This is a genomic window from Mycobacterium scrofulaceum (assembly GCF_001667885.1).
Classification (GTDB): domain Bacteria; phylum Actinomycetota; class Actinomycetes; order Mycobacteriales; family Mycobacteriaceae; genus Mycobacterium; species Mycobacterium scrofulaceum_C.
Genome location: NZ_LZJW01000170.1, coordinates 1 through 13209 on the forward strand (window position 1 = coordinate 1; position 13209 = coordinate 13209).

Below are 13209 nucleotides of genomic sequence, written 5' to 3' on the forward strand. Positions count from 1 at the left end.
GCGGGAAGCCCCGCCGGGCCAGCCCGCGAGCCAGTTCGGCGCCGATGCCGGACGAGGCGCCGGTGATCACGACGGTGGTTTGAATGTCGGGTTTGGGAAGGCTCATGATGTCACCAATGTATCCCGCGGGTCGCCCGCACAAACGTCTCGCTTCGTTTGTCGAATTGCGGTGAATCGCTTGGTGATTCGTCACCCCTGGCGGCCTCGGAGTCACCGAACATGGCGAACGCGCGGTTGCGCACCCGGTCCATCACCGCCGGGTTCACCGCGTCGGCGACGGCGGCGAACTGGCCGAACGGCGAGCTGGCCCGCCGGGGCCGGTGCACGATGGCGTCAGCGATCACCCCGGCCGCCTGGTCCGGCGTCAGCGCCGGGAACTTGTCGTAGAGCGTGGTCGGGCTGATCATCGGCGTGCGCACCAGGGCCATGTGCACGGTGGTGAACTTGACGCCGTCGTTGACCGTCTCGGCCTGCAGGGAATCACACAGGCTGTCCAGCGCGGACTTGCTGGCGATGTAGGCGCCGAACCGCGGCGCGCGGGTCTGCACCCCGACCGACGAGACGTTGATGATGTGGCCGAAGCCGCGCTCCCGCATCCCCGGGATGAACTTGAGGATCAGCTGGACCGCGCCCAGGTAGTTCAGCTGCATGGTCCGCTGGTAGTCGTGGATCCGGTCGTAGGACAGCTCCAGCGAGCGCCGGATGGATCGCCCCGCGTTGTTGATCAGGATGTCGACGCCGCCCAGGTCGCTGAGCACCTGGTCGGCCATCGCGGCGATCGCGTCCATGTCGGACAGGTCGCACGGGTAGACGTGGGCGGTGCCGCCGTTGCCGCGGATCTCGTCGGCCACCTTCTCGAGGTTCTCCCGGGTGCGCGCGACCAGCACCACCGCGCCGCCCGCCTCCGCGATCCGCTTCGCGGCGGCCTCCCCGATGCCCGACGATCCCCCCGTGATCAGGACGGTCTTGCCGTTGACCGCCTCGTCGAGCGTGCGCCCCTGCACGGCGTCGAGCAGGTTTCTCAGGTAGAACGGCCGGTAGCGGCCCGCGGAGTTGGGGGTGTTGACGATGTGGGACACCGCCGCGAGCGGCTTCTCCACCAAGTTGGCGAGCGGCTTTTCGACCAGGTTGGTGATGTCGCCCAGATTCATTGGCTTTCGCTCCTGATGGTGTCGGCCCCCCGACCGCAACTGGCCTGCCCGTTGACCACGACCGCCTTGCGGGGCTGTGTGAATGTTGTGACGCGAGTCATAAAACCAACCTAGGACATCAGTGCCCCGGCTCGATGCAGATTTCCGGCAGGTAACGCGCGCCGCACATCTCACGCAAGGGCGGCCGCGACCGTCATGAGCGGGCAATCCGGTTGTTACGCAAGGACATCCGAGCGTGATTGTGAACTAACTGGGGGGCAACGCCGAAATGTTCCAATCGGTGTTATGAAAATTCTGGCACGCTTCCGCAAGCCGCAGCCGGTCACCGTCTACGACCGGATCGGCGGGCACGAGGCGATCGAGGTCGTGGTCGAGGACTTCTACGTCCGTGTGCTTGCCGATGACCAGCTCGCGGGCTTTTTCACCGGGACCAACATGAACCGCCTCAAGGGCAAGCAGGTCGAGTTCTTCGCCGCCGCGCTCGGGGGGCCCGAGCCCTACACCGGCGCGCCGATGAAGCAAGTGCACCAGGGACGCGGGATCACCATGTACCACTTCAACCTGGTGGCCGGGCACCTGTCGGACGCGCTGGCCGCGGCCGGGGTGCCGCCCGAAACGGCCACCGAGATCATCGGCGCGATCGCGCCGCTGGCCCCCGAGATCGCCACCGGCGAGGCCAACACGGCCACGGTCTGACCGGACCGCCGAGACAGCGGCCGTCGCGGCCGAGGCGGGGAACTCGGCGTGTCGCGCCGACGGTGCGCCCGGCAGGCGGTAGTCAGCAGGGATGCGACTGCTCGCCGTCATCGTCGCGGCCCTGGCGCTCAGCGCCTGCGGCCCGAAAACGACCCCGCCGCCGGCCACCACCACGTCGGCCACCACCACCACCGCCCCGCCGACCGCGGCACCGCTCGACTGCGCCAACCCGGCCAACGCGGCCCAGCGGCAGGTGTGCGCGGATCCGCACCTAAGCGACCTCGACCACCGGCTCCAGGCCGCATACCAGGAGGCGCTTGCCCGGCCCGGCGCCGACCAGGCCGCACTGAGCGCGGCGCAGCAGACCTGGGCGACCGCCCGGGACGGCTGTGCCCAGAACCCCGAGCCGCACACCTGCCTGGTCGAGGCGTACCAGACGCGGCTGGACCAGCTGGCCATCGCCGACCCCGGAACCCTCAGCCCGCCGGTGGTCACCTACCAGTGCCCCGCTGACACCGGGCCGTTGACCGCGCAGTTTTACAACGAGTTCGACCCGCCCGCGGCGGTGCTCACCTGGAAGGGCAACCCGCAGATCCTGTTCCAAGAACCTTCCGGCAGCGGCGCCAGGTACGGGCGCCAGGGCTCGGAATACTGGGAGCACCAGGGCGAGGTCAAGCTCGACCTCAACGGCACCAAGTTCGTTTGCCGCGCACCGTGATTCGGCGCGCCGGCGGATCAGTCGAAGACGACGACCGCCCGGCCGACGATGTCGCCCCGCCCCAACGCTTCCAGGTTCTCGTTGATGTCGTCCAGTTTGACCGGCACCACGTGATGCTTGATCAGACCTTGGGCGGCAAGTGCGAGCACCTCGCGGAGATCGTTGTAGTTGCCCCAAAACGAGCCGAAGTAGGACTTCTCTCCGCTGACGAACGGGAACAGCGGGAGCTCCACGCGCTGACCCATGAGGCCGACCTGCGACAGCGCCCCCTCGGTCTCGAGAATCGCGGCCGCCAATCCCAGGGACTCGGTCGACCCGGCGCAGTCCAGCACCGCGTCGACGGTCCGCCGGCCGGTGACCTCCTCGATCTCGTTCTGCACGTCCTCGACGGACTTGTCACGGACGTTCACGGTGTGATGGGCGCCGTTCTCCGTTGCGACCTTCAGTTTTTCATCGCTGCGGGCGAATCCGAAAACGGTGGCGCCGCCGCCGAGTAGCCGGGCGTATTGGACCGCGTAGCTGCCCAGACCGCCGATGCCGTTGACCACGACCGTGCGGCCGGCGCCGAGCTTGCCCGCGTCGCGCAACTTCTTCATGCCCCGGTACGGCGTCAGACCGGCGTCGGTCAGCGGGGCCAGGTACCTGGGGTCGGCGTTCGGCTGATCGGCAACGGAGATCACGTGGTCGTACGGAGCGACCATGTACTCGGCGAAGCCCCCGTTCGGCCCGAATCCGACGAGTTGCCCGTCGGCGCACAGTTGCTGGTTGCCCTCGTGGCACTGCCGGCACGTGCCGTCCCCCCAGTTCGGGTCGACCACGACAAGGTCCCCTTCGCCGACGGCGGCGGAGTCCGGCACGTCGGCGCCCACTTCGGTGACGGTGCCCGCCACCTCGTGCCCGGGGATGAACGGGAAGTCCACCGGCAGGCCGTCCCGGAAGTAGCCGTCCACCAGTTGATAATCGCTGCGGCACATGCCCGTCGCGGCGACCTTGATCAGGACCTGGCCGCGCCCGACATCGGGAACCGGAACCTCGTCGATCTCCAGCGGCTGGTTGTATCCGTGCATCCGTGCTGCCCGCATCGACATAATTTCTCCTGACGTCCGCGCCGTAGCGCCGGCCATGGTCCCGCCCGACGGGATGATCAAAAGCCAACCGGATCATCGGCGACCGCGGTACAAGATTCCTGCTCGATGTTTGCCCGTTCCGACCGCAGCCCGGCAGCATTCACCCAGCGCGGGCGCCGGCCGTCGGATACCTTTTATTTGCGGAGCGGTTCCGCCCCCGCGATGTGCCGATGCCGAGGGGGTGCCGACCTGACCGCCACCGAACACATCGAGCACCATCTCACCTCCGGCGATCTTGTCGCCGAATTGACTGCCCGCGCACCGCATCCCGGCGCGAACGTCGGCCTGTGGCCGGGTTTGACGATCTACCGCTTCACCGAGCCCACCGAGCCCGAGTGGCAGGAGATCCGGGGGCTGTCGATCGGGCTCGTCGCGCAAGGCCGCAAGGCCGTCATCGAGATGGGGCGGCGTCACGTCTACGACCAGTTCAATTACCTGGTGATCAACGGCGATCTGCAATTCCAGAGCGAGGTGCTCGAGGCGTCGCCGAGCAAGCCCTGCCTGTGCATGGTGCTGGAGGTGGACCCGGCTACCGTCCGCGACATCACCGAGAAGATGCCGGGCACCCGCCGCGCCGGCCCGGGGGCGGCGCGGGAGCTCACCGACTCGTGCGTGGTCTCCGCACTCGACGACGAAGTCATGAGTTCGGTTCTGCGGTTCGTGCGGTCGCTGTCGACCGGCGTCGACCGGCGTGTGCTGGCGCCCCTCTACCTGCGCGAGTTGGTGTACCGGGTGTTGCAGCGGGAACAGTTTGCGCGCATGCTGCACTTCGCCACCCAGCAGGCGGCCGGCAATCCGATCGGCGCGGCGCTGACGTACATCGACACCCATTGGGCCGAGCCGATAACGGTTGCGACCCTGGCCGCGCAGGTGGGGCTGAGCTCGTCCGCGTTCACCAGAGCGTTCCGCGAGGTGACCGGCTCGTCGCCCTATCAGTACGTGAAGGACGTGCGGCTGAACCGGGCGCGCGAACTTGTGCTGGACCCGCGGTTGGCCGTGGCCGATATCGCCCACCGGGTCGGCTACGTCAGCGTGTCGCACTTCATCAGCGAGTTCCGGACCCGGTTCGGCGCCACGCCGCGCGATTACGCCGGCGGTCAGTCCGCCGGCTGAGGCCGACCGATAACCGAAAGCGACCGGATCAGTAACGGCTTCGGGGAATCGCACCAGTCCGGGGCTCGCCGCGTGGTGCAGTGGAAGCGCAACACAACTCGACGCGAGGGGGACCCCGATGACCGCACCGGCCGCAAAAGTCCAGCCACGAACGATTACTCACGTTGGTGTGACCGTCACCGACGCTGACGCGGCCGTCGACTGGTATCGACGCATTCTCGGTTTCCAACTGCTCCACGAGCCGCAGGAGTACACCGCAGGCGAGGGTTACTTCGGTGAGCTGGTCGCGGACATGCTGGGACCGCACGTGGTATCCGGCAGGATCGCGATGATGGACGCGGGCAACGGTGTCGGGCTGGAGTTGTTCGAGTTCTCCGAACCCAGGCCCGAACAGCGCGGGGCGGAAGAAAACACGGAGTTCTATTTGCACAAGACCGGAACGTTCCACTTCTGCGTGATCGACCCCGACGTCGAAGGTCTGGCGCGGCGCATCGTCGAGAGCGGCGGCCGACAACGCAGCGCGGTGTGGGAGTTTGCGCCCGGCGTCGGTTTCTTCGTGTGCTACTGCGAAGACCCCTTCGGCAACATCGTCGAAATCTATTCGCACGGCACAACTCAGATCTGGAGCACCCTGGCGCAGCTCAACGGGAAGGCCGGTGATCACCAGCCCTGAGCGCTGCCTAGCATGCTCGACATGGGCCGCACATTCGACGACCTCGTGGCCGAGGCCGACGCCGCCCCCGTCGACGGCTGGGACTTCTCCTGGCTGGACGGGCGCGCCACCGAGGAACGCCCGTCGTGGGGCTACCAGCGGCAGATGAGCCGGCGGCTGGCGAACGTTTCGGCCGCGTGCGACATCGACACCGGCGGCGGCGAGGTGCTCGCGGGGGCGGAGCGGTTTCCGCCCGCGATGGCCGCGACGGAATCGTGGCCGCCCAACGCGGCGCTGGCCACCCAGCGCCTGCATCCCCGCGGCGTGGTGGTCGTGGTCACCGGGGACGGGCCGCGGCTGCCGTTCGCCGACGCCGCTTTCGACCTGGTGACCAGCCGCCATCCCGTCGAGGTGCGATGGCCCGAGATCGCCCGGGTGCTGCGGCCGGGCGGCACCTACTTCGCCCAGCAGATCGGGCCCGCGACGATGGCGGAGCTGGTCGAGTACTTTGTCGGGCCACAACCGGAGAAATGGGCCGAACTTCACCCCGACGTGCAGCGCGCCGACGCCGAGGCCGCCGGGATGGAGGTCGTCGACCTCCGGATGGAACGGATGCGGGCCGAGTTCTTCGACGTCGGCGCCGTTATCTACTTCCTGCGCAAGGTGATTTGGACGGTGCCGGACTTCACGGTCGCCGCCTACCGGGACCGGCTGCGGCAACTGCACGAGCGCATCCAGGCCGACGGGCCGTTCGTCGCGTACTCCACGCGGCTGCTCGTCGAGGCGCGCAAGCCGGCTGAGTGATCGCAAGCGCGGCGAAGCCGGGCGCTGGGGGCACCCCCAGCGAAGCGCGGGGGACGGGTCGCGACCATCAGAGTGATCAGCCCTCGGCGCGCAGCACGTCCAGCGCGTGCTCGAGATCGGCCGGGTAGGGGCTGACGATCTCCATCCGCCTGCCGTCCGCCGGATGGGCGAACGACAGCGACCGGGCGTGCAGCCATTGTCGTTCCAGCCCAAGCCTTTTCGCGAGTTTCGGATCGGCACCGTAGACGAGGTCACCGCAGCAAGGGTGGTGCAGCGCGGAGAAGTGCACCCGGATCTGGTGCGTGCGACCGGTTTCCAGGTGCACGTCGAGCAGGCTGGCCGCGGTGAAGGCTTCGATGGTGTCGTAATGGGTCAGGCTGTGCCGGCCGTTGGTCGTGACCGCGAACTTCCACTCGCCGCCGCGGTGCCGCCCGATCGGCGCGTCGATCGTGCCGCTCGACGGGTCGGGGTGCCCCTGCACCAGCGCGTGATAGCGCTTGTCCACCGTTCGCTGTTTGAACGCGCGTTTCAGCACGGTGTAGGCGCGCTCGGACAGCGCCACCACCATCACCCCGGAGGTGCCGACGTCGAGGCGATGCACGATGCCCTGCCGCTCGGGCACGCCGGACGTGGTGATCCGGTAACCGGCCGCGGCCAGGCCGCCGAGCACCGTCGGCCCGGTCCAGCCGACTGACGCGTGCGCGGCCACCGCCGCGGGCTTGTCGACCGCGACGATGTCGTCGTCGGAATACAGGATTGTCATGCCCTCGATCTCGACGGGCGTGTTCTCCACCGGCGGTGGCGCTTCGGGCAACCGGACCTCCAGCCACGCTCCGCCGGTCAGCCGGTCGGACTTGCCCGCCTGCACGCCGTCCAGTTCCACGCCGCCGTCTTCTGCCAGCGCCGCGGCGGCGCTGCGGGACAGCCCCAGCAGGCGGGCCAGCCCCGCGTCCACGCGCATGCCCGCCAGCCCCTCGGGGACGGGCATGGAACGGTGCGTCATCGCTGCTGGTCGGCCTTCCGCCGGCCGACCGTGTCGAAGTCGTAGCCGAAGACCGACAGCACCACCAGGAGGATCGCGCCGCCCACCACGGCGGGATCGGCGACGTTGAAGACCGGCCACCACCCGACCGACAAGAAGTCCACGACGTGGCCGCGCAGCGGCCCGGGCGCGCGGAAGAAGCGGTCGACCAGGTTGCCCATGGCGCCGCCGAGGATCATGCCCAGCCCGACCGCCCACCAGGGCGACACCAGCCGCCGCCCCATCCAGAAGATGCCCGCCACCACCCCGGTCGCTATCAGGGTGAGCACCCACGTGTAGCCGGTCGCCATCGAGAACGCGGCGCCGGAGTTGCGGACCAGCGTCCAGGTCACCGTGTCGCCGATGATGGGCACCGGCTGACCGGGCGGCAGCAGCTTGACGGCCAGCACCTTGGTGACGACATCCAGGGCCAGGACGATCGCCGCCACCGAAAGCAACAGGCGCAGGCGCCTCGGCGGCCGCTGCGGCTCGGCGGCCGCCGCGTCCCCGGCTTGGTCGGTTGAGGTCGCTGGCTCAGTCGATGGTTCCTCGGGCACTCTCACATCATCCCTCAATGCCGACGCGGGCCGGCCGATGTTCGCGGTTGGCGTGCGCGATGATTCCACCATGGCCCGGCTCACCGTGATCGCCACCGGAGGCACGATATCGACCGGCACCGGCGCGGACGGCGTGCATCGCCCCGCTTATGGCGCGGCCGACCTGGCCGCCGGCCTCGACGTCGACGTCGTCGACGTGCTGGCGTTGGACAGCTCGCAGCTGGTGCCCGCCGACTGGGACCGGATCCGCGGCGCTGTGCGGGCGGCGATCGACGGCGGCGCCGACGGCGTGGTGGTCACCCACGGCACCGACACCATGGAGGAGAGCGCGCTGTGGCTCGAGCTCACCCACGCGGGCGACGTTCCCGTGGTGCTGACCGGTGCGATGCGCAGCGCCGACGCCGCCGACGCCGACGGTCCGGCCAACCTGCGCGCGGCCCTCGCCGTGGCGGGCAGCACGCGTGCGCGGGGCCTCGGCGTGCTGGTGTGCTTCGCCGGCCGGGTGTTGCAGCCGCTGGGCCTGAGCAAGGTCGCGACCAACGACCTGACCGGGTTCGCCGGTGAGGTGATCGGCACGGTGAACGGCGGTCTCACGCTGGCCGGCACCAAGACACGGCCGCAGCTCGGCGACCTGACCGCGGCGGAGGCGCCGCGGGTGGACATCGTCGCCGCCTACCTGGGCAGCGACGGTGTTGCCCTGGACGCTTGCGTGGCGGCCGGGGCGAAGGGCGTGGTGCTCGAGGCGCTGGGTTCGGGCAACGTCGGGGACGCGGTGGTCGACGCGGTGATCCGCCACTGCCGCGCCGGCGTCGCGATCGCGGTGTCCACCCGCGTCCCCGGCGGGCGCGTCGGTGCCAGCTACGGGCCCGGCCACGAGATGGCGGCCGCAGGCGCGGTGATGGTGCCCCGGCTGCGACCGCCGCAGGCGCGGGTGCTGATGATGGCGGCGCTGGCCGCGCGGCTACCGGTCGCCGACGTCATCGCCCGCTGGGGCTGACGGCGCGTTTACTTCCAGGGCTTGCAGCTTGCCCAGGTAGTCCGGCCAGTCCAGGGAATCGACCGGGTTGGCCTTGCTCAGTTCGGCGGTGTCCGCGGGGAACGTGCGGGCCGGGCCGGGGCCGGAGCTGCGCGTCTCGAACCGCGCGGTGACCACGCCGTGGCCCGCGCCCTGCACCCAGCCGTGCCCGAGCTCGGGATGCGTGACGTCGTCGCCGACCCGCCAGCCCTCCTCGGGTGGCGCGGCGAACATCGCCTCGGTCGCGGTCGCCACCGTTTCGGCGGGGTGATCCTCCCCCGCCAGGTCCAGGTCCGGGAACAGCGACTCCTGCCGCACGTCGCTCAACCCCGAAAATCCCACGCCCAGTAGGCGAATCGGCCCGATCTCGCGGGGGTCGAGCAGCAGCCGCCGGGCCACGGCGACCAGCGCGCCGGCCTCCGTCGTCGCGTACGGCAGCGTGGCCGAGCGGGTCAGCGTGCTCATGTCGGACTTCTTCAGCTTCACGGTGACGGTGCGGGCGCCGCGGCCGTCGCGCAGCAGGCGCTGATGCGCGTGCTCGGCGATCGGGTCGATCGCCTCGCGCAGCTGTTCCAGGCTGGTCAGGTCCACGGCGAAGGTGGATTCGGAGCTGATCTGCTTGGCCTCGGCGCGCTCGGCGACGGGGCGGTCGTCGATGCCGCGGGCCAGGCGGTGCAGCGCCGGGCCGATCGTCGCGCCCAGGATGTTGGCGGCCTCGGCGTCGGTCAGCGCGGCCAGCTGGCCGATCGTCTCGATGCCGAGCCGGTTGAGCTTCTCCTCGGCAACCGGGCCGATGCCCCACAGCCGTCGCACCGGCAACCCGGCGAGCAGCGAGCGTTCCTCGTCGCGGCGGACCACCCGAATGCCGTCGGGCTTCGCCAGCCCGGACGCGATCTTGGCGATCTGCTTGCCCGAGCCGGCGCCGACCGACGCGATCAGGCCCGTCTCCTCGCGGACCCGTCGCCGCAGGCCTTCGCAGAACGCCTCGACGTCCTCGGCGGACGCGCCCGCGAGGCCGGGCGGTTCGCCGAAGCCCTCGTCGAAGGACAGCTGCTCGACCACCGGCACCACGCCGCGCACGGCGTCGAAGACGCGCCGGCTCGCCACCCCGTACACGACGCCGCGTGGCGGCAACACCACCGCGGTCACGCCGACCATGCGGCGGGCCTGATGCATCGGCATGGCCGAGCGGGCGCCGTACACGCGGGCTTCGTAGCTGGCCCCGGCCACCACGCCTCGCCCGCCCAGGCCGCCGACCAGCACCGGCCGTCCGCGCAGCGTCGGCCGGGTGAGTTGTTCGACCGAGGCGAAGAACGCATCCATGTCCAGGTGCAGCACCCAACGGGACTCCACACTTCGGAATGCTATTGGTCTAGCGTCGGTGGGTATGGAGCCTGACGGCACCGACGCACCGAGGTCGCGGTGGGCGCGCCTGCGCCAGCAATGGGACCAGCGGCTGCAACCCGGCGAGCAGGCCACGGTGCTGGCCTGGACGTCGTTCACCCTCACGTTCGCCGGACTGCGGGCGCTCACGCACTGGATCCGCGCCGGCCATGGCCCCTCGGGTGGGGGTATGTCGATGGGCGGCAGGCACTTTCACCACTACAACATCGGCATCGGGATGCTGGCCACGGTCGGCGCGGTGGGCTTGCGCGGGACCGACGAGCAACGGCGGCATCCCGCGGCGGCCGTCGCGTACGGCGCCGCGAACGCCATGATCGTCGACGAGCTCGCCCTGCTCCTAGACCTCAAGGACGTCTACTGGGCAAGCGATGGCCGCGAGAGCGTCGACGTCGCGGTCGGACTCATTGCCACCGGGGCGACCGTCGTGGCGGGCATGCCGTTCTGGCCGCACGCCCACCGCGCGCTGCGCTCGCGAACGGCCCGATAGCGGCCGCCCGCTCAGGGATGCTGCAGCGGTTGCGGGTGGATCGGCTGCGGGTGAACCGGCTGCTGCGGCGCCGGCTGCGGGGGGTGGCAGGCGTAACACTGGATCGGCCCGTGGCCGCTGGGCGCGGGCTGACCGCCGCCCTGCTGCTGACCGCCGCCCTGCTGACTGCCACCTTCCTTGGGCGGCACCCATACCGGAACGGGCACGGGCACGATGACCGGCGGGTTGTTGACGGTCGCGTTGGGCGGGGGCGGCGGCGCGCCCCAATTGGCCGGGGGCGCCGCGGGTGCCGGTGGCGCTGCTGGTGTGGGCACGATCACGACGGGCGCATCCCCACCGCTGGCGGGTCCGGACGAGACGTGCCCGGCGTCAGGAGCCGGGGCAGGAGTGGACGAGACCGGCGCCACGGGCGGCGGCGCGCTGGGCGCCTGCGGCAGCACCGAACTGACATTTGAATTCGGAACCACGGCGGCCGGCTTGTGCTCCTTGGCGTTCGACCCGTCGACGAGCACCAGTCCGAGCCCGGCGACCGCTCCGAAGGCCGCGACCACGGCCCCGGCCACCAAGGCGTTCGTTCCCCTCGAGCGCGGCTTCGCGGTCACGGCCGTGGCCGGAGCGTCCTCAGGCGCTACTGGCCCGGACAGCGAACCGTCCTCGAGCTCGGGGTCGCCCAGCGGGCTCGATGCCCACGCCTCGGCCGCGGTGAGGTCCTCGTACGGGACGGCGGCGAAGGTCGTCGACCGGAAGTCTTCGATGGTGCTCATGGCGTGTTCCTTAACTGTGCTCGCGGCCCCGGTGGGCCGCCGTCACAGGTAGGAGCGGCCGGCCTCGCCGGCGCGGACACATTTTTCGGAACTTTTTCCCGGGCCTCAGCTCCGGCGCCCCTGACGGCTGCTACGCCTTGGCGATGCTCACGCGCACGCCGTCGCCGATATCGGCGCCGTCGGCCGGCTCTCCGAATTCGAAACTGGTGGCCAGGATCTCACCGGCGATCAGGTCGCGATGGGTGCGTGCCCAGTCGGCCCGCTCGGCCGGCACCGACATCACGACCGAGATCCGGTCGGACACGTCCAGGCCGGTCGACTTGCGCAGCTCCTGCAACTCGCGGATGCGGTCTTTGGCCCAACCCTCGGCCTCCAGCTCCGGTGTCACGGTGCCGTCGAGCACCACCAGCCCGGACCCGTCGGGCAGCGCCGCGGTGAACTCCGGGTCCGCGGCGACCAGCCGGGAGCTGTACTCCTCGGGCAGCAGCACCGCGGGCCCCGCGGTCAGCGTGCCGTCGGGGTTGACGACGCCCTCCCCCGCCTTGACCGCCTTGATCGCGGCCTGCACGTCCTTGCCCAGCCGCGGCCCGGCCACGCGGGCGTTGACCGTGAGCTCGAACCGGCCGTAGGTGTCGATCGCGTCGGTCAGCTCGACGCTCTTGACGTTGAGCTCGTCGGCGATCAGGTCGGCGAACGGCTCCAGGTCGCGTGGATTCTCAACGGCCACGGTCAATTTCCGCAGCGGCAGGCGGACCCGGAGCTTCTTGGCCTTGCGCAGCGACGACGCGGCCGAGCACACCTCGCGCACCTGGTCCATCGCGGCGACCAGGTCGGGGTCGGCGGGCAGCGCCTCGGCGTCCGGCCAATCGGTGAGATGCACCGAGCGCCCGCCGGTGAGGCCGCGCCAGACGATCTCGGTGACCGACGGGAGCAGCGGCGCGGCCAGCCTGGCCGTCACCTCGAGCACGGTGTGCAGGGTGTCGATCGCGTCGGGGTCCTCCTCCCAGAACCGCGACCGTGACCGTCGCACATACCAATTCGTCAGCGCCTCGGTGAACTGGCGCAGGTGCTCGCAGGCCCGGGAGATGTCGCAGGTGTCCATTTCCTGGGTGAGGTTGTCGCGCAGTTCGGCGAGCTTGGCCAGGATGTAGCGGTCCAGCACTTGCCGCGAATCGGTGCGCCAGACACCGACTTTCGGCGCGTAGAGGGCCAGGAAGCTGTAGGCGTTCCACAGCGGCAGCAGGACCTGGCGCACGCCCTCGCGGATGCCCTGCTCGGTGACGATCAGGTTCCCGCCGCGCAGGATCGGCGAGGCCATCAGGAACCACCGCATCGCGTCGGAGCCGTCCCGGTCGAACACCTCGGACACGTCCGGGTAGTTGCGCAGCGACTTGCTCATCTTCTGGCCGTCCGAACCCAGCACGATCCCATGGGCGACACAGGTTTTGAACGACGGCCGGTCGAACAGCGCGGTCGCCAGCACGTGCAGCGTGTAGAACCAGCCGCGGGTCTGCCCGATGTACTCGACGATGAAGTCGCCGGGATAGTGGCTGTCGAACCAGTCCGCATTCTCGAACGGGTAGTGCACCTGGGCATAGGGCATCGAGCCCGAGTCGAACCACACGTCGAGCACGTCGGGGATGCGCCGCATCGTGCTGCGGCCGGTCGGGTCGTCGGGGTTGGGCCGGGTCAGCTCGTCG

General features: G+C 70.1%; 14 protein-coding genes and 1 pseudogene. 7 read left to right on the plus strand and 8 right to left on the minus strand.

What is annotated here, in order from left to right:
• Window positions 1-106 (minus strand): annotated as a pseudogene (locus tag A5681_RS27295) (SDR family NAD(P)-dependent oxidoreductase); the annotation flags it as partial.
• Window positions 107-110: 4 nt separating this feature from the next.
• On the minus strand, window positions 111-1151 hold the full coding sequence (locus tag A5681_RS23665) for an SDR family NAD(P)-dependent oxidoreductase (RefSeq protein ID WP_067281439.1): 1041 nt from the start codon (window positions 1149-1151) through the stop codon (window positions 111-113).
• A gap of 285 nt (window positions 1152-1436) precedes the next feature.
• Here A5681_RS23665 and A5681_RS23670 point away from each other — a divergent pair, with 285 nt between their 5' ends.
• Both A5681_RS23670 and A5681_RS23675 read left to right on the plus strand, forming a co-directional pair.
• A complete protein-coding gene (locus A5681_RS23670) occupies window positions 1437-1847 on the plus strand; it encodes a group I truncated hemoglobin (protein ID WP_067281440.1) in 411 nt (136 codons plus the stop codon).
• A 91-nt stretch (window positions 1848-1938) separates the two neighbouring features.
• Window positions 1939-2565 carry a lysozyme inhibitor LprI family protein gene (locus A5681_RS23675; protein ID WP_067281442.1) on the plus strand — a complete coding sequence of 209 codons (627 nt, stop codon included), beginning with the start codon at window positions 1939-1941 and terminating at the stop codon, window positions 2563-2565.
• Window positions 2566-2582: 17 nt separating this feature from the next.
• On the opposite strand, the gene A5681_RS23680 is transcribed toward A5681_RS23675, so the two are convergent.
• Window positions 2583-3647: an NAD(P)-dependent alcohol dehydrogenase gene (locus tag A5681_RS23680; protein WP_067281471.1), complete on the minus strand. Its 1065-nt coding sequence runs from the start codon at window positions 3645-3647 to the stop codon at window positions 2583-2585.
• A gap of 111 nt (window positions 3648-3758) precedes the next feature.
• Between A5681_RS23680 and A5681_RS23685 the strand changes: the two genes are divergently transcribed.
• The 3 genes from A5681_RS23685 to A5681_RS23695 all read left to right on the plus strand — a co-directional run bounded on the left by A5681_RS23685 (window position 3759) and on the right by A5681_RS23695 (window position 6261).
• Window positions 3759-4805 carry an AraC family transcriptional regulator gene (locus tag A5681_RS23685; protein WP_197498703.1) on the plus strand — a complete coding sequence of 349 codons (1047 nt, stop codon included), beginning with the start codon at window positions 3759-3761 and terminating at the stop codon, window positions 4803-4805.
• A 118-nt stretch (window positions 4806-4923) separates the two neighbouring features.
• Window positions 4924-5478: a VOC family protein gene (locus A5681_RS23690; protein ID WP_067281446.1), complete on the plus strand. Its 555-nt coding sequence runs from the start codon at window positions 4924-4926 to the stop codon at window positions 5476-5478.
• Between the two features lie 21 nt (window positions 5479-5499).
• The gene (locus A5681_RS23695; protein ID WP_067281473.1) at window positions 5500-6261 is read left to right on the plus strand and encodes a methyltransferase domain-containing protein; all 762 of its coding nucleotides are present in this window, start codon (window positions 5500-5502) and stop codon (window positions 6259-6261) included.
• A 76-nt stretch (window positions 6262-6337) separates the two neighbouring features.
• Here the strand turns inward: A5681_RS23695 and A5681_RS23700 are convergent, their stop codons facing one another.
• Both A5681_RS23700 and lspA read right to left on the minus strand, forming a co-directional pair.
• Window positions 6338-7264 (minus strand): RluA family pseudouridine synthase, encoded by a 927-nt coding sequence (locus A5681_RS23700; protein ID WP_067281449.1) that lies wholly within the window; start codon window positions 7262-7264, stop codon window positions 6338-6340.
• On the minus strand, window positions 7261-7839 hold the full coding sequence (gene lspA / locus A5681_RS23705; RefSeq protein ID WP_067281452.1) for a signal peptidase II: 579 nt from the start codon (window positions 7837-7839) through the stop codon (window positions 7261-7263). The genes A5681_RS23700 and lspA overlap by 4 nt, the downstream gene beginning before the upstream one ends.
• A gap of 70 nt (window positions 7840-7909) precedes the next feature.
• Between lspA and A5681_RS23710 the strand changes: the two genes are divergently transcribed.
• Entirely contained in the window at window positions 7910-8836 is a 927-nt protein-coding gene (locus A5681_RS23710) for an asparaginase (protein ID WP_067281475.1), read from the plus strand.
• Here the strand turns inward: A5681_RS23710 and A5681_RS23715 are convergent.
• Entirely contained in the window at window positions 8801-10192 is a 1392-nt protein-coding gene (locus tag A5681_RS23715) for a DNA polymerase IV (RefSeq protein WP_197498705.1), read from the minus strand. The genes A5681_RS23710 and A5681_RS23715 overlap by 36 nt on opposite strands.
• A 49-nt stretch (window positions 10193-10241) precedes the next feature.
• Between A5681_RS23715 and A5681_RS23720 the strand changes: the two genes are divergently transcribed.
• The gene (locus A5681_RS23720) at window positions 10242-10745 is read left to right on the plus strand and encodes a hypothetical protein (protein ID WP_067281458.1); all 504 of its coding nucleotides are present in this window, start codon (window positions 10242-10244) and stop codon (window positions 10743-10745) included.
• Between the two features lie 11 nt (window positions 10746-10756).
• Here A5681_RS23720 and A5681_RS23725 read toward each other — a convergent pair whose 3' ends face one another.
• Together A5681_RS23725 and A5681_RS23730 are read right to left on the minus strand one after the other, a co-directional pair.
• Complete coding sequence (locus A5681_RS23725) at window positions 10757-11509, minus strand: hypothetical protein (RefSeq protein WP_067281465.1); 753 nt, start codon at window positions 11507-11509, stop codon at window positions 10757-10759.
• Window positions 11510-11639: 130 nt separating this feature from the next.
• Window positions 11640-13209: class I tRNA ligase family protein (locus tag A5681_RS23730; RefSeq protein ID WP_156738126.1), on the minus strand; the 1570-nt coding region annotated here is incomplete at its 5' end.